Origin of the sequence: Klebsiella sp. MISC125 (genome assembly GCF_051131775.1) — a bacterium.
In the GTDB taxonomy this organism is placed as follows: Bacteria; Pseudomonadota; Gammaproteobacteria; order Enterobacterales; family Enterobacteriaceae; genus Klebsiella.
On record NZ_CP180448.1, the window covers coordinates 2156823 to 2174142 of the forward strand.

13 protein-coding genes are annotated in these 17320 nt (G+C 48.4%); 11 read left to right on the top strand and 2 right to left on the bottom strand.

Features of this window, described 5'->3' with window-relative positions; all coding sequences use genetic code 11:
• Positions 1-53 precede the first annotated feature (53 nt).
• From wcaJ to ugd, 9 genes are all read left to right on the top strand, one after another.
• Positions 54-1451, top strand: coding sequence for an undecaprenyl-phosphate glucose phosphotransferase (wcaJ, locus tag ACMYSL_RS10140; RefSeq protein ID WP_434662574.1), 1398 nt, complete (start codon positions 54-56; stop codon positions 1449-1451).
• A 161-nt stretch (positions 1452-1612) separates the two neighbouring features.
• A complete protein-coding gene (gene gndA, locus ACMYSL_RS10145; RefSeq protein WP_434662577.1) occupies positions 1613-3019 on the top strand; it encodes an NADP-dependent phosphogluconate dehydrogenase in 1407 nt (468 codons plus the stop codon).
• 227 nt (positions 3020-3246) lie between these two features.
• The gene (locus ACMYSL_RS10150) at positions 3247-4662 is read left to right on the top strand and encodes a mannose-1-phosphate guanylyltransferase/mannose-6-phosphate isomerase (RefSeq protein WP_434662580.1); all 1416 of its coding nucleotides are present in this window, start codon (positions 3247-3249) and stop codon (positions 4660-4662) included.
• Positions 4663-4684: 22 nt separating this feature from the next.
• Positions 4685-6055, top strand: a complete 1371-nt coding sequence (rfbK, locus tag ACMYSL_RS10155; protein ID WP_434662582.1) for an O9 family phosphomannomutase RfbK — start codon at positions 4685-4687, stop codon at positions 6053-6055.
• A gap of 160 nt (positions 6056-6215) precedes the next feature.
• Positions 6216-7280 carry a dTDP-glucose 4,6-dehydratase gene (rfbB, locus tag ACMYSL_RS10160; protein WP_434662585.1) on the top strand — a complete coding sequence of 355 codons (1065 nt, stop codon included), beginning with the start codon at positions 6216-6218 and terminating at the stop codon, positions 7278-7280.
• 14 nt (positions 7281-7294) lie between these two features.
• Entirely contained in the window at positions 7295-8164 is an 870-nt protein-coding gene (gene rfbA, locus ACMYSL_RS10165; protein ID WP_434662587.1) for a glucose-1-phosphate thymidylyltransferase RfbA, read from the top strand.
• Between the two features lie 31 nt (positions 8165-8195).
• Positions 8196-9086: a dTDP-4-dehydrorhamnose reductase gene (gene rfbD / locus ACMYSL_RS10170; RefSeq protein WP_434662590.1), complete on the top strand. Its 891-nt coding sequence runs from the start codon at positions 8196-8198 to the stop codon at positions 9084-9086.
• A 15-nt stretch (positions 9087-9101) separates the two neighbouring features.
• A complete protein-coding gene (rfbC, locus tag ACMYSL_RS10175) occupies positions 9102-9656 on the top strand; it encodes a dTDP-4-dehydrorhamnose 3,5-epimerase (RefSeq protein WP_287854975.1) in 555 nt (184 codons plus the stop codon).
• Between the two features lie 192 nt (positions 9657-9848).
• Positions 9849-11015: a UDP-glucose 6-dehydrogenase gene (gene ugd / locus ACMYSL_RS10180; protein ID WP_182207294.1), complete on the top strand. Its 1167-nt coding sequence runs from the start codon at positions 9849-9851 to the stop codon at positions 11013-11015.
• Positions 11016-11748: 733 nt separating this feature from the next.
• Here ugd and ACMYSL_RS10185 read toward each other — a convergent pair.
• Both ACMYSL_RS10185 and ACMYSL_RS10190 read right to left on the bottom strand, forming a co-directional pair.
• Positions 11749-11871 (bottom strand): small membrane protein, encoded by a 123-nt coding sequence (locus ACMYSL_RS10185; protein ID WP_142512903.1) that lies wholly within the window; start codon positions 11869-11871, stop codon positions 11749-11751.
• Positions 11872-12347: 476 nt separating this feature from the next.
• Positions 12348-13352 (bottom strand): NAD-dependent epimerase, encoded by a 1005-nt coding sequence (locus ACMYSL_RS10190; protein ID WP_182207293.1) that lies wholly within the window; start codon positions 13350-13352, stop codon positions 12348-12350.
• A 1151-nt stretch (positions 13353-14503) separates the two neighbouring features.
• On the opposite strand from ACMYSL_RS10190, the gene ACMYSL_RS10195 reads away from it, so the two are divergent.
• Entirely contained in the window at positions 14504-15919 is a 1416-nt protein-coding gene (locus ACMYSL_RS10195; RefSeq protein WP_434662595.1) for a mannose-1-phosphate guanylyltransferase/mannose-6-phosphate isomerase, read from the top strand.
• 23 nt (positions 15920-15942) lie between these two features.
• Positions 15943-17319 (top strand): O9 family phosphomannomutase RfbK, encoded by a 1377-nt coding sequence (rfbK, locus tag ACMYSL_RS10200; protein ID WP_182207291.1) that lies wholly within the window; start codon positions 15943-15945, stop codon positions 17317-17319.
• The last annotated feature ends 1 nt before the right edge of the window (position 17320 follow it).

Genomic DNA, 17320 nt, shown 5'->3' on the forward strand with positions numbered 1-17320 from the left:
TCTGGTTTTTCATGAATAAATATTAGACTATAGTTAATTAGAGTGAAACTAGCATGACTACATTCTCCCATCGAGCACGAGCAAATGCTAATGCCTCGCTTATATCAATGGTTCAACGTTTCTCTGATATATCTATTATTTTTTTTAGTTCTTATGTTCTTTGTCTTTATAATGAATTTGCATTCGGATATAAATTTGTTTTATTGGCGCTCGCTGTGCTTGTACTATTCCAAATGATTGGTGGTATAACTGATTTTTATAGATCTTGGCGCGGGGTTAAAATTTCCGCTGAATTAGTTCTTATTCTAAAAAATTGGACGTTGAGTTTATTGTTAACACTGGGTGCTTTCTCTTTTTTTCCAGATTTTAATTCTTCTTTTATATTTTTTGTTCAATGGTATTTATTGGTTTCTATAGGTTTGGTTTTATGCAGGGCCGGTATAAGACTTAGCGCTGGTTTATTACGTAAACTTGGATATAATACTCGAGTTGTTGCAGTTGTAGGTTCCACCCCCGCCGGGATTCGTTTGCTCGAAGGTTTCCTTGATGAGTCGTGGTTAGGTTTTATTGTTAAAGGAGTATATGACGATAATCCATTGGAAAGTTATGGTCGTGTTCCTTATAATGGTAATTTCTCACAACTTGTATCCGATGCTAGGGATGGTAAAATTGATCGCATCTACATTGCGTTAAATATGAAAGATGAGGCTATAATTAAAAAGATAGTAAGCCAATTGACTGATACAACATGCTCAGTTTTGCTTATTCCTGACATTTTTACATTTAATATTCTCCAATCGCGTACGGAAGAAATAAACGGTGTCCCTGTTGTTCCTCTTTTTGATACCCCATTAAGTGGTATCAATATGATATTTAAGCGTCTTGAGGATATTTTTGTTTCATCAACTATTCTTATAATTATCTCACCGCTCTTACTTCTCATCGCGGGCTTGGTTAAATTTACATCGCCAGGGCCAATTATATTCAGACAAATCCGGTATGGTATGGATGGCAAACCCATAAAAGTTTGGAAGTTTCGCTCAATGGTTGTCATGGAGAATGGTGACAAAATCATCCAGGCAACAAAAAATGATACCCGAGTAACAAAGGTTGGGAAATTTCTTCGGAGCACATCGCTTGACGAATTACCTCAGTTTTTTAATGTGTTTTTTGGGCAAATGTCTGTAGTTGGTCCAAGACCTCATGCAGTATCACATAATGAGCAGTATCGGTCTCTTATCCAAGGCTACATGTTAAGGCATAAAGTTAAACCTGGTATTACGGGCTTAGCTCAAATTAATGGTTGGCGTGGTGAGACAGATACTTTAGAAAAAATGGAAAAGAGGATTGAGTATGATCTGTTATATATTCGAGGGTGGAGTATTTGGCTAGATTTAAAAATTATTTTCCTAACGGTATTTAAAGGCTTTATCAATAAATCGGCCTATTAATTTTGTTTTGTATTTCTTGTGTTTTTGTTTTCATGCTATTAATTACTCATTTTGTGTCCATCACCCATTTTACTCTATGCTCTCTACCTGCTTTGCGCTAACATAATCATCACATTTAAGCTGCGAACAGTCGCAGTGACCACACCTGACAGGAGTATGTAATGTCCAAGCAACAGATCGGGGTTGTCGGTATGGCAGTGATGGGGCGCAACCTTGCGCTCAACATCGAGAGCCGTGGTTATACCGTCTCCGTTTTCAACCGCTCCCGTGAAAAGACCGAAGAAGTGATTGCCGAGAACCCTGGTAAGAAACTGGTCCCACACTATACTGTGCAAGAGTTTGTTGAATCGCTCGAAACTCCGCGCCGTATCCTGTTAATGGTGAAGGCGGGCGCAGGCACTGATAGTGCCATCGACTCTCTGAAGCCTTACCTGGACAAAGGGGACATCATCATTGATGGTGGTAATACCTTCTTCCAGGACACTATTCGTCGTAATCGTGAACTTTCTGCTGATGGCTTCAACTTTATTGGTACTGGCGTATCCGGCGGGGAAGAGGGCGCTCTGAAAGGTCCTTCTATTATGCCTGGTGGGCAGAAAGAAGCTTATGAACTGGTTGCTCCAATTCTTAAGCAGATTGCTGCCGTCGCAGAAGATGGTGAGCCGTGTGTAACCTATATTGGTGCGGATGGTGCTGGTCATTATGTAAAAATGGTCCACAACGGTATTGAATATGGTGACATGCAGCTAATTGCTGAAGCCTATGCTTTACTGAAAGGTGGTCTGGCTCTTTCTAACGAAGAGCTGGCTCAGACCTTTACTGAATGGAATGAGGGTGAGCTGAGCAGCTACCTGATCGACATCACCAAAGATATCTTCACCAAAAAAGATGAAGAGGGTAAATACCTGGTTGATGTGATTCTGGATGAAGCAGCCAACAAAGGCACCGGTAAATGGACCAGCCAGAGTTCTCTGGACTTGGGTGAACCATTATCTCTTATTACCGAATCCGTATTTGCTCGCTATATCTCCTCTCTGAAAGAGCAGCGTGTTGCAGCGTCAAAAGTTCTTACTGGACCGCAAGCAAAGACTGCTGGTAATAAAGTAGAGTTTATTGAGAAAGTACGTCGCGCTCTGTATCTGGGTAAGCTAGTTTCTTATGCTCAGGGTTTCTCCCAGCTGCGTGCGGCATCTGATGAATACAACTGGGATCTGAACTACGGTGAGATTGCTAAAATCTTCCGTGCTGGTTGCATCATTCGTGCTCAGTTCCTGCAGAAGATAACTGATGCCTACGAGCAGAATGCTGACATTGCCAACCTGCTGCTTGCTCCATACTTCAAGCAAATTGCTGATGACTATCAGCAAGCGTTGCGCGACGTCGTTGCTTATGCAGTGCAGAATGGCATTCCGGTTCCAACCTTCTCTGCGGCCATTGCTTACTACGATAGCTATCGTTCCGCAGTTCTGCCTGCCAACTTGATTCAGGCGCAGCGTGACTACTTCGGTGCCCATACTTATAAGCGTACTGATAAAGAAGGTGTATTCCATACCGAGTGGATGGAATAATTAATATACTGCAATAAAAAACCTGGTGAAAGCCAGGTTTTTTATAATTAGAAATTGAATATTAAATCAAGATATAAGTCTATAATTGCAAATATAATAATTTATTTATCTCCTTCAAAATATCATGTCTTCTTTTTTTGCAAGTTTGAATGTTTAAATTTACAAAAGAAGAAGTCATTACTTCTATAACGTCATTTTTATTACTTCATTTTATTAAGGATTTTGTTATGTTGCTTCCTGTGATTATGGCTGGTGGCACCGGTAGCCGCCTGTGGCCGATGTCCCGTGAGCTCTATCCAAAACAGTTCCTGCGACTGTACGGGCAGAACTCCATGTTGCAGGAAACCATCTCGCGCCTCTCCGGGCTGGATATCCATGAGCCCATGGTCATCTGCAACGAAGAGCATCGTTTTCTGGTAGCCGAGCAGCTGAGACAGCTCAATAAACTGTCGAAAAATATCATCCTTGAGCCGGTAGGCCGCAATACCGCCCCGGCTATCGCGCTCGCGGCATTGCAGGCCACGCAGAATGGCGATGACCCGCTGATGCTGGTGCTGGCGGCTGACCATATCATTAATAATCAGCAGGTCTTCCACGACGCCATCCGCGTGGCGGAACAGTACGCGCAGGACGACCACCTGGTGACCTTCGGCATCGTGCCGAACACCCCGGAAACCGGCTACGGTTATATCCAGCGTGGCGATGCGCTGGGGGAGGGGGAGCACACGCCTTATCAGGTCGCCCGTTTTGTGGAGAAACCTGACTTTGAACGTGCGCAGGCCTATCTGGCCTCCGGCGAATACTACTGGAACAGCGGCATGTTTATGTTCCGGGCGAAAAAGTACCTCTCCGAGCTGGCGAAATTCCGCCCGGATATCCTTGAAGCCTGCACGGCTGCCGTCCGGGCGGCCGACTGCGGCAGCGACTTTATCAGCATCCCGCATGATGTGTTCAGTGCCTGTCCGGATGAGTCCGTCGACTATGCGGTGATGGAAAAAACCGCCGATGCGGTGGTGGTGGGGCTGGATGCGGACTGGAGCGATGTTGGCTCCTGGTCAGCGCTGTGGGAGGTCAGCCCGAAAGATGAAATGGGTAATGTGTTAAAGGGAGATGCCTGGGTACACAACAGCCAGAACTGCTACATCAACAGTGACGAAAAGCTGGTGGCAGCGATTGGCGTTGAGGACCTGGTGATTGTCAGTACCAAAGACGCGGTGCTGGTGATGAACAAAAATCGCGCCCAGGACGTGAAAAAGGTCGTTGAGTACCTGAAGAGCAACCAGCGCAGCGAATATAAACGCCACCGCGAAATATATCGCCCGTGGGGACGTAGCGACGTGGTGGTGCAGACGCCGCGCTTTAACGTTAACCGCATTACCGTCAAGCCGGGTGGCGCATTCTCCATGCAGATGCATCACCACCGCGCCGAGCACTGGGTGATCCTTGCGGGCACGGGGCAGATAACGGTCAACGGCAAGCAGTTCCTGCTCACGGAGAATCAGTCGACCTTTATTCCCATCGGTGCCGAACACTGCCTGGAAAACCCGGGACGTATTCCGCTGGAAGTGCTGGAAATTCAGTCCGGGTCGTATCTGGGCGAAGACGATATTATCCGTATTAAAGACCAGTACGGTCGTTGCTAATTTGTATTTAAGGATTAAATAGATGGCAAAATTAACCTGTTTTAAAGCTTACGATATTCGCGGCAAACTGGGTGAAGAATTAAACGAAGATATCGCCTACCGCATCGGGCGCGCCTATGGTGAGTTCCTGAAGCCAAAAAAAATCGTGGTGGGCGGCGACGTCCGTCTGACCAGCGAGTCCCTGAAGCTGGCGCTGGCCAACGGCCTGATGGATGCGGGTACCGACGTGCTGGATATCGGTATGAGCGGCACCGAGGAGATTTACTTCGCCACGTTCCACCTGGGCGTGGACGGTGGCATTGAAGTGACGGCCAGCCATAATCCGATGAACTACAACGGGATGAAGCTGGTGCGTGAAAACGCGAAGCCCATCAGCGGCGATACCGGCCTGCGCGATATCCAGCGTCTGGCGGAAGAGAATCAGTTTCCTCCGGTGGACGCATCCCGTCGCGGTACCCTGCGTCAGATATCTGTCCTGCAGGAATACGTGGACCACCTGATGGGCTACGTGAACCTGGCAAACTTCACCCGCCCGCTGAAGCTGGTGGTGAACTCCGGCAACGGTGCCGCCGGTCATGTGATTGATGAAGTGGAAAAGCGCTTTGTTGCAGCTGGCGTGCCGGTGACCTTTATTAAGGTGCATCACCAGCCGGACGGCAATTTCCCCAACGGTATCCCTAACCCGCTGCTGCCGGAGTGTCGCCAGGATACCGCTGATGCGGTACGCGAGCACGGGGCGGATATGGGGATTGCCTTTGACGGGGACTTCGACCGCTGCTTTATGTTTGATAATGATGCTGAATTTATCGAAGGGTATTATATAGTTGGCCTGCTGGCGGAGGCCTTCCTGCAAAAGCAGCCGGGGGCCAAAATTATCCATGACCCGCGTCTGACGTGGAACACGGTGGATATCGTGACCCGCAGCGGCGGCAGGCCGGTGATGTCGAAGACCGGACATGCGTTCATTAAAGAGCGTATGCGTCAGGAAGATGCGATTTACGGCGGTGAGATGAGTGCGCATCACTATTTCCGTGATTTCGCCTACTGTGACAGCGGGATGATCCCGTGGTTGCTGGTGGCGGAGCTGCTGTGTCTGAAAAACAGCCCGCTGAAAGCGCTGGTGGCGGACAGGCAGGCGGCGTTCCCGGCCTCCGGGGAAATTAACCGCAAGCTGGAGAATGCGGCAGCGGCGATTGCGCGCATCCGCGAACGTTATGAGGCAGATGCGGCAAATGTGGACACCACCGACGGCATCAGTATTGAATACCCGGAGTGGCGCTTTAATCTGCGCAGCTCGAATACGGAGCCGGTAGTGCGTTTGAATGTTGAATCTAAATCAAATGTTGAATTGATGAAAGTGATGACGTCGAACTTATTAGATTACTTAAATTAAATTCATCTCATTGAATTTGTCTGCTTCATAAGTTCACTGTTTAGAAATTATTCTTGGCATGCAGTTCATCATTTAATATGGCTTTTGCAGTTGGATTCGTTTATTAAATATTGTAAGGGCCATACTGTTAAATTATATTTACCATCAGAAGAGATAAAGTATGAAGATCCTTGTCACTGGCGGCGCAGGTTTTATTGGTTCTGCTGTTGTCCGTCATATTATTGAGAATACCTCCGACGAGGTTCGGGTAATAGATTGCCTCACCTATGCAGGTAACCTTGAGTCCCTGGCTCCAGTATCTAGCCATGAACGCTATTCCTTCTCCCAGACAGATATCACAGATGCCGCAGCGGTAACGGCGCAGTTCAGCGAGTTCCGTCCGGATATCGTGATGCATTTGGCTGCTGAGAGTCATGTTGACCGCTCTATTGATGGCCCAGCAGCCTTTATCCAGACCAACCTGATTGGTACCTTCACCCTTCTGGAAGCTGCCCGTCACCACTGGTCTACTCTCGATGATGTGCAGAAACAGGCTTTCCGCTTCCACCATATTTCTACTGATGAAGTTTATGGTGATCTGCACGGTACCGATAATCTGTTCACCGAAGAGACCCCGTACGCGCCAAGTAGCCCGTACTCTGCCTCCAAAGCCGGTAGCGATCATCTGGTCCGTGCCTGGAACCGCACTTACGGTTTGCCGGTGGTGGTGACCAACTGCTCTAATAACTACGGCCCGTATCACTTCCCGGAAAAACTTATTCCACTGACCATCCTCAATGCGCTCGCCGGGAAACCGCTGCCGGTCTACGGCAACGGCGAGCAAATTCGTGACTGGCTATATGTGGAAGATCACGCCCGTGCACTTTACAAAGTTGCAACCGAGGGGCAGAGCGGTGAAACATATAACATCGGTGGACACAATGAGCGTAAAAACATTGATGTAGTTCGCACCATCTGCGCCATCCTCGATAAAGTGGTTGAACAGAAACCAGGCAATATCAGCCAGTTTGCCGATCTGATCACCTTCGTGAAGGATCGTCCAGGTCATGACTTACGTTACGCTATCGATGCGGCAAAAATTCAGCGTGATCTCGGCTGGGTGCCCGAAGAGACGTTTGAAAGCGGCATTGAGAAAACGGTCAACTGGTACCTGAATAATCAAACCTGGTGGCAGCGTGTTCTGGACGGCTCCTATGCCGGTGAGCGTCTTGGTCTGAACAACTAAAAAAGGAAAAAAGAATGAAAGGAATTGTACTGGCCGGCGGTTCCGGCACGCGTTTATACCCAATCACCCAAGGTGTATCTAAGCAACTGCTGCCAATTTATGATAAGCCCATGATTTACTATCCGATCTCAGTGCTGATGCTGGCAGGGATCCGCGATATCCTGATCATTACCACGCCGGAAGATATGCCAGCATTCCAGCGGTTGCTAGGTGATGGTTCACAGTTTGGTGTTAACTTCAGCTACGCCATTCAGCCATCGCCAGATGGCCTGGCGCAGGCTTTTATTATTGGTGAGAAATTCATTGGTAACGATGCCTGTGCGTTAGTTCTGGGTGACAACATCTATTTTGGTCAGAGCTTTGGTCGGAAACTGGATGCTGCAGCGAGTAAAACATCAGGTGCCACCGTGTTCGGATATCAGGTTTTGGACCCTGAGCGTTTTGGTGTGGTGGAGTTTGACGAGAACTTTAAGGCGTTGTCGATTGAAGAGAAGCCGTTGAAGCCTAAATCTGATTGGGCAGTGACCGGCCTCTATTTTTACGATACCGACGTGGTAGAGATGGCTAAGGAAGTTAAGCCATCCGAGCGTGGGGAGCTTGAAATCACCACGCTAAACCAGATGTATCTGGACAGAGGCGATTTGCAGGTGGAGTTGCTGGGGCGTGGTTTCGCCTGGCTTGATACGGGTACACATGACAGCCTGATTGAAGCCTCACAGTTCATCCATACCATTGAGAAACGCCAGGGGATGAAAGTCGCCTGTCTGGAAGAGATTGCTTATCGCAAAGACTGGCTGAGTGCGGAAGGGGTTGCGAAACAGGCTGAACGCCTGAAGAAAACCGAATACGGCGCTTACCTTAAACGTCTGCTTAACGAGCGTTAATCGTTTACCGATCATATATAAGGTATGAATAATGAAAATTTTATTGATTGGTAAGAATGGTCAGGTTGGCTGGGAACTGCAGCGTTCGTTATCCACGCTGGGCGAGGTGGTTGCCGTGGACTTTTTTGATAAAGATCTATGTGGTGACCTGACAAACCTTGACGGGATCGCGCAGACCGTGCGTGCAGTGAGGCCGGATGTAGTGGTCAACGCAGCAGCGCACACGGCAGTGGATAAAGCAGAAAGTGAGCGTGAGCTCTCTGACCTGCTGAATGACCGGGGTGTTGCTGTGCTGGCTGCAGAGTCGGCAAAACTGGGTGCGCTAATGGTGCATTATTCGACGGATTATGTGTTTGACGGCCAGGGTACTCATTATCGTCAAGAAGATGAGGCAACAGGCCCGCTGAACGTATACGGTGAAACCAAACGTGCCGGAGAGATTGCGCTGGAGCAGGGTAATCCGCGGCATCTGATTTTCCGTACCAGCTGGGTATATGCCACCCGTGGGGCAAATTTCGCCAAAACGATGTTGCGTCTGGCTGGTGAGAAAGAATCGCTGTCAATTATCAATGACCAGCACGGTGCGCCAACCGGCGCGGAGCTGCTGGCAGATTGTACCGCGATAGCCATTCGTGAAGAGCTGCGTAATCCTGCTGTTGCCGGGACCTATCACCTGGTGGCTAGCGGTGAAACCTGCTGGGCGGAGTATGCGGAGTTTGTCTTTGACGTGGCGCGTGCGCAAGGAGCAGAGCTCGCAATTAAAGAAGTGAGCGGCATCCCGACCACTGCCTATCCGACACCGGCAAAGCGCCCGCTGAACTCGCGGTTGTCCAATGAGAAATTCCAGCGGGTATTTGGTGTGACACTTCCGGACTGGCGTCAGGGTGTGGGGCGTGTGGTAACTGAAGTTCTGGGCAAGTAAACGGGCAGACAAGATATGAATATTATTAAGACAGATATCCCTGAAGTGCTTATTTTTGAACCGCGTGTTTTTGGTGATGCACGTGGTTTTTTCTTTGAAAGCTTCAGCAGTAAAGTATTTGATGAGGCTGTCGGGCGGAAAGTAGAGTTTGTGCAAGATAACCACTCTCAGTCACAGAAAGGAGTCCTGCGCGGGTTGCATTACCAGCTTGATCCACATGCCCAAGGAAAACTTGTGCGCTGCATTGAAGGTGAAGTTTTTGACGTGGCAGTTGATATTCGCCGTTCTTCACCGACTTTTGGCCAATGGGTCGGGGCGGTACTGAGCGCGGAAAACAAGCGTCAGCTGTGGATCCCGGAAGGATTTGCCCATGGCTTTATGGCGTTGAGTGAGACGGTACAGTTTGTGTATAAAGCGACTAATTACTACGCACCGCAGTCAGAGCGCAGTATTATCTGGAATGATCCACAAATTAACATTCAGTGGCCTGAGATTTCAGATTGTTCTCTTTCTTTATCGGATAAAGATTTGCAGGCTCATACCTTAGAAACTGCGGAAGTATATAAATAGTTATTGAATATTACTTAACTTACTGGATAGCCTTATTTTAGGCCTATCCAGTATTTCAGACGTCGTTTAATAGTGTTTACTCCATCTTGACCTTGCTTGACTTACAATCCTTCTAAGAGTAGAAATATCAACAGTTTTGATTAATTAGCGGCTACCCGCCGCCGTCCAGTTAACTGATTAAAGTGTGATCGAATGAAAATTACAATTTCCGGTACCGGTTATGTTGGTCTATCGAATGGCATCCTGATTGCGCAGAACCACGAGGTGGTTGCGCTGGATATCATTCAATCTAAAGTTGATATGATTAACCAAAAGATCTCCCCGATCGTCGATAAGGAGATCCAGGAATATCTGGCGGAAAAACCGTTGAATTTTCGTGCGACAACTGACAAGCATGATGCCTATCGTAATGCTGATTATGTCATTATCGCTACGCCGACTGATTACGACCCAAAAACAAATTACTTTAATACTTCAACCGTTGAAGCCGTTATTCGTGATGTCACGGAAATTAACCCTAACGCGGTAATGATTATTAAATCAACAATTCCCGTCGGTTTTACTCGCGATATTAAAGAGCGTCTGGGGATTGATAATGTTATTTTCTCTCCGGAGTTCCTGCGTGAAGGTCGCGCGTTATACGACAACCTGCATCCATCCCGCATCGTTATTGGTGAGCGTTCAGAACGCGCAGAGCGTTTTGCTAACCTGCTGAAAGAAGGGGCGATTAAGCAGGATATCCCGACGCTGTTTACCGACTCTACTGAAGCTGAAGCTATTAAGTTATTTGCGAACACCTATCTTGCATTGCGCGTGGCTTACTTTAATGAGCTGGATAGCTATGCTGAGAGCCAGGGCCTGAACAGCAAGCAGATTATTGAAGGTGTTTGTCTCGATCCGCGTATCGGCAATCACTACAACAATCCTTCGTTTGGCTACGGCGGCTACTGTCTGCCGAAGGACACCAAGCAGCTGCTGGCAAACTACGAATCCGTGCCGAATAACATCATTGGCGCAATCGTTGATGCTAACCGCACACGTAAAGATTTTATTGCTGATTCTATCCTTGCGCGTAAGCCTAAAGTTGTTGGCATCTACCGCCTGATTATGAAGAGTGGCTCTGATAACTTCCGCGCTTCATCGATTCAGGGCATCATGAAGCGTATCAAGGCCAAAGGCATCCCGGTCATCATTTATGAGCCAGTGATGCAGGAAGATGAGTTCTTTAACTCTCGCGTCGTTCGTGACTTTGATGCTTTCAAACAAGAAGCAGATGTTATTGTTTCCAACCGCATGGCTGAAGAATTATCGGATGTAGCCGAGAAGGTTTATACCCGTGATTTGTTTGGCAGTGACTGAATACTCTCTGGCCGGTAGTTTTAAACTACCGGCCGGACCTTCATATCCCACCCTCACTTCCCCCATATTCCTGCCACTACTCACTTCGCTAAATGTCATATATCCTCTCAGATTACATCATGCTAAAAAACGTGACCCGGATTATATTCTTCAATTGATCATCTTGCCGTAATCATTGAGGTCGGATATGTTAAATCTACCTTGTGAAGAGCTACCGTCACTGAGATGTAGATGCTGGAGATAAGCGCCGGAAGGTAAAACAGAGCCTGCTTGCAGGCTTTTGTTATTTCTGAATCCAGGATTCTGAAAGATGTAACTCCCCATCGCGCTATGCACTCCCGGTTAATGTTTGCTCGGTAGGTGAGCAGGGGTCGTTGTGGGAAGCTGCGATATTACTGGCTTATAATGCACCTGTAGTCATATACCCGTCATACTTCAAGTTGCATGTGCGTTGGCTGCACTCGTTCACCCGAGTCACTTACCAAAGTAAGCTCATCGGGATTCACTCTCTTGCCGCCTGCCTGCAACTCGAATTATTTAGGGTATAGAGATGTATTATTGATGTTTTAATGCATAATATGGATTTCCGATAGCTGAATAACTTAAGGTTATCATCACTACCAATCTCCCAATGCCAGCTGATAAAGACCGTACAGATCTCCACCGCTGGCAGCGTTTTATTCTTATATTATTATTTCCTATACCAGCATTATAATTATATTAACTTTTCGTTTCACCACTTGCGCTTGTTAAATGTTAGTTTGGTTTTTTTCTGATCTTTGAGATAAGAAATCAGAAAGAAAACTGAAACAATCAGTAGTATGGCAGCAACGACCAAGAAAAAAATATTTTCCATGATACATACCAGATTGGGAGTGATGGTATAAATCCATTTGCCTGAGTACTCATGATACATCTGCTAAAGTTTGCTTTAGCTTGATTAACATAACCTAAGTTTAAGAAAATTCCTATATGCTGTGTGTGGTATTTATCAGGAAAGGATATAACGCCTTTTCCATGATTTTATACTGAAGCCTAAACCTGTAGTCATTATTCTTTATGGATTAAAATCCGGTATTTTACATGTTCTGTGAGATTATAGGCTGCACAGGAGGTGGTGGAATGGAGGGGCGTGCGGGTTTACGATAAAAAATATTTCCAGTTAGTTTATTCTTGGTTTACTTTGGCAAGATTTTGTCGGTTTTATGAACATTACTCATAAGCAAAGTCCGATCAGTGAGACTAGCTAAAAGGGTCTTTGAATGGCGTTTCTCCCGGCGTAAAAAAGCCGCAATTTAGACACTGCGGCTTATCGTTTGCTATCTACGGATATTACGCTTTGTAATATGCCTTATACCAATCAACGAAATTCTTCACTCCCTGTCTGACCGTTGTCTGCGGTCTGAATCCAACCATGTCATACAGCGGTTTGGTATCGGCACTGGTTTCCAGTACATCTCCGGGTTGAATCGGCATCATATTCTTCTCAGCCTTCATCCCTAAAGCCTCTTCCAGCGCAGTGATGTAATCCATTAGCTCGACGGGTGAACTATTACCGATGTTATAAACACGATACGGGGCTGAGCTGTCCGCTGGCGAACCCGTCTCAACCGTCCACTCAGGATTGGGTTGTGGAATGATATCCTGCATGCGCACTATCGCCTCGACGATATCGTCAATATAGGTGAAGTCGCGCTTCATTTTCCCATAGTTGTATACATCAATACTCTTCCCTTCCAGCATAGCCTTCGTGAACTTGAACAGCGCCATGTCCGGCCGACCCCATGGGCCGTAAACGGTAAAGAATCGCAGTCCGGTTGTTGGGATCCCGTAAAGGTGGGAGTAGGTATGCGCCATCAGTTCGTTTGCTTTCTTGGTGGCCGCATACAGTGAAACCGGGTGATCAACCGAATCGTCGGTTGAGAATGGCATCTTGCGGTTTAAACCATAGACCGAGCTGGATGAGGCATATAACAGATGTTCGACTTTATTATGTCGGCAACCTTCCAGTATGTTCAGATAACCAATCAGGTTGGAATCAGCGTAAGCGAACGGGTTTTCCAGGGAATAACGCACGCCAGCCTGGGCGGCGAGGTGGATCACTCGATTAAACTTCTCACTAGCAAAAAGTTGAGCCATACCTTCACGATCGGCCAGATCAATTTTGTGAAAACTGAACAGGGGAGATTGCAGTAAGTCCAGGCGAGACTGTTTAAGATTGACGTCGTAGTAGTCGTTCATATTGTCGATACCGACAACCTCATGACCCGCCTCCAGAAGGCGCTTGCACGCGTGAAAGCCGATGAATCCTGCGGCTCCAGTCACTAAAAACTTCATATTTATCCTCCGGGTTTGCTGTGCCCCGCTCAATATAATCATCGATTTTACACTGGCTTGCCCCGTGGATCACCCGCTTTCCCAGTGCAGTCTATGTTGTTGCTATAGATGTGGCCAGTTAGAAGGGCCGCTGATAGTTCAAAGTCATGTGGTTATTGGTAAATAATAATTATTATCACCATGAAATGAGGTTAGCATTCAAATAATAACATTGTGGTTTTTATGCTTTGAAATGATTTGTTTGTACATTGAATGCGCTATCAATAGCGTTAAGCTGATGAGGTTTTATATTGTTAGAAATTATGTATTCTCCGAGTGTTTCCGCAGGAATCATTCGTGAATTCCATTTGTTTAATTTTTTGCATTATGTAACTGCATGTTTTTACACGGGTTGTGTAATTGTCTTGTGATTCCCAATTGATTGCCTTTGATCATTCATTCTTTTTGTGAATTAATTATTAAGCTTTCCCATTTTTATTCTGACTAACCAGCGCTATACTACGCAGATAATTCATCTGTTTGGTGTATGTGTTGTTGGCGTATGATCTCTCTATCCCATCTTCTGGAACATATCGTGAGCGTTTTACCCAAAAAGATAGCCGATCTGCTTTGGTCAGATGTTGTTGGTCAAAAGTGGGGCCTGGCCTTATGTTGCAACTCCGCGGTTTATTCCACCATTCAGATTTTTTCTCAGGGTACTTCCAACACTGATATCAAGTCGCCTCGATTCACTCTCACTGCTGGTAACGGCAGGACCTCGTTATTACTAAATGAGAAAGTCCTGATAGATGTCCGGCCTATAAACGGGGAGAGTATCTATCGTTTTTTGGCGGGTTGAATTTGCGGTTGCAGTTTGAAAACAGAGATATGGCAGCTGGCATATCTCTGTTTTTAGTTTTACTGAGCACTCAGGCAGAGCTTGCTAGCGACAAGTTAGTTAGCGCTCTTCTTACGAGACTTGAGGATTAGCTTAACTGGTGTTGGCGCCGCTTCTGCGGCTTATACCGTGAAATTGTGGGCACAGCGATAAAGCCTGACGCGATTTGGTTGCGATAGCCAAGGGCGGTAGCGTGCTCAAAATATAGTCTGAAGTCAGATGTCTCCGGTTAATTGATAGTAAACAAAACGATTATTTATTTAAGGATTTTATCATGTTACTTCCTGTGATTATGGCTGGTGGCACCGGTAGCCGCCTGTGGCCGATGTCCCGTGAGCTCTATCCAAAACAGTTCCTGCGACTGTACGGGCAGAACTCCATGTTGCAGGAAACCATCTCGCGCCTCTCCGGGCTGGATATCCATGAGCCCATGGTCATCTGCAACGAAGAGCATCGTTTTCTGGTAGCCGAGCAGCTGAGACAGCTCAATAAACTGTCGAAAAATATCATCCTTGAGCCGGTAGGCCGCAATACCGCCCCGGCTATCGCGCTCGCGGCATTGCAGGCCACGCAGAATGGCGATGACCCGCTGATGCTGGTGCTGGCGGCTGACCATATCATTAATAATCAGCAGGTCTTCCACGACGCCATCCGCGTGGCGGAACAGTACGCGCAGGACGACCACCTGGTGACCTTCGGCATCGTGCCGAACACCCCGGAAACCGGCTACGGTTATATCCAGCGTGGCGATGCGCTGGGGGAGGGGGAGCACACACCTTATCAGGTCGCCCGTTTTGTGGAGAAACCTGACCTTGAGCGTGCGCAGGCCTATCTGGCCTCCGGCGAATACTACTGGAACAGCGGTATGTTTATGTTCCGGGCGAAAAAGTATCTCTCCGAGCTGGCGAAATTCCGCCCGGATATCCTTGAAGCCTGCACGGCTGCCGTCCGGGCGGCCGACTGCGGCAGCGACTTTATCAGCATCCCGCATGATGTGTTCAGTGCCTGTCCGGATGAGTCCGTCGACTATGCGGTGATGGAAAAAACCGCCGATGCGGTGGTGGTGGGGCTGGATGCGGACTGGAGCGATGTTGGCTCCTGGTCAGCGCTGTGGGAGGTCAGCCCGAAAGATGAAATGGGTAATGTGTTAAAGGGAGATGCCTGGGTACACAACAGCCAGAACTGCTACATCAACAGTGACGAAAAGCTGGTGGCAGCGATTGGCGTTGAGGACCTGGTGATTGTCAGTACCAAAGACGCGGTGCTGGTGATGAACAAAAATCGCGCCCAGGACGTGAAAAAGGTCGTTGAGTACCTGAAGAGCAACCAGCGCAGCGAATATAAACGCCACCGCGAAATATATCGCCCGTGGGGACGTAGCGACGTGGTGGTGCAGACGCCGCGCTTTAACGTTAACCGCATTACCGTCAAGCCGGGTGGCGCATTCTCCATGCAGATGCATCACCACCGCGCCGAGCACTGGGTGATCCTTGCGGGCACGGGGCAGATAACGGTCAACGGCAAGCAGTTCCTGCTCACGGAGAATCAGTCGACCTTTATTCCCATCGGTGCCGAACACTGCCTGGAAAACCCGGGACGTATCCCGCTGGAAGTGCTGGAAATTCAGTCCGGGTCGTATCTGGGCGAAGACGACATTATCCGTATTAAAGACCAGTACGGTCGTTGCTAACTTTTGCAGGACATTGACTCAGAATGACACAGCTTAACTGTTTTAAAGCCTATGATATTCGCGGCAAACTGGGTGAAGAATTAAACGAAGATATCGCCTATCGCATCGGGCGCGCCTATGGTGAGTTCCTGAAGCCAAAAAAAATCGTGGTGGGCGGCGACGTCCGTCTGACCAGCGAGTCCCTGAAGCTGGCGCTGGCCAACGGCCTGATGGATGCGGGTACCGACGTGCTGGATATCGGTATGAGCGGCACCGAGGAGATTTACTTCGCCACGTTCCACCTGGGCGTGGACGGCGGCATTGAAGTGACGGCCAGCCATAATCCGATGAACTACAACGGCATGAAGCTGGTGCGTGAAAATGCGAAGCCCATCAGCGGCGATACCGGCCTGCGCGATATCCAGCGTCTGGCGGAAGAGAATCAGTTTCCTCCGGTGGACGCATCCCGTCGCGGTACCCTGCGTCAGATATCTGTCCTGCAGGAATACGTGGACCACCTGATGGGCTACGTGAACCTGGCAAACTTCACCCGCCCGCTGAAGCTGGTGGTGAACTCCGGCAACGGTGCCGCCGGTCATGTGATTGATGAAGTGGAAAAGCGCTTTGTTGCAGCTGGCGTGCCGGTGACCTTTATTAAGGTGCATCACCAGCCGGACGGCAATTTCCCCAACGGTATCCCTAACCCGCTGCTGCCGGAGTGTCGCCAGGATACCGCTGATGCGGTACGCGAGCACGGGGCGGATATGGGGATTGCCTTTGACGGGGACTTCGACCGCTGCTTTATGTTTGATAATGATGCTGAATTTATCGAAGGGTATTATATAGTTGGCCTGCTGGCGGAGGCCTTCCTGCAAAAGCAGCCGGGGGCCAAAATTATCCATGACCCGCGTCTGACGTGGAACACGGTGGATATCGTGACCCGCAGCGGCGGCAGGCCGGTGATGTCGAAGACCGGACATGCGTTCATTAAAGAGCGTATGCGTCAGGAAGATGCGATTTACGGCGGTGAAATGAGTGCGCATCACTATTTCCGTGATTTCGCCTACTGTGACAGCGGGATGATCCCGTGGTTGCTGGTGGCGGAGCTGCTGTGTCTGAAAAACAGCCCGCTGAAAGCGCTGGTGGCGGACAGGCAGGCGGCGTTCCCGGCCTCCGGGGAAATTAACCGCAAGCTGGAGAATGCGGCAGCGGCGATTGCGCGCATCCGCGAACGTTATGAGGCAGATGCGGCAAATGTGGACACCACCGACGGCATCAGTATTGAATACCCGGAGTGGCGCTTTAACCTGCGCAGCTCGAATACGGAGCCAGTGGTACGCCTCAATGTGGAGTCAAAAGCAGCGCCTGCGCTGATGAAAGAAAAAACAGCAGAGCTGTTACACCTGTTAAGCGGGGAATAAG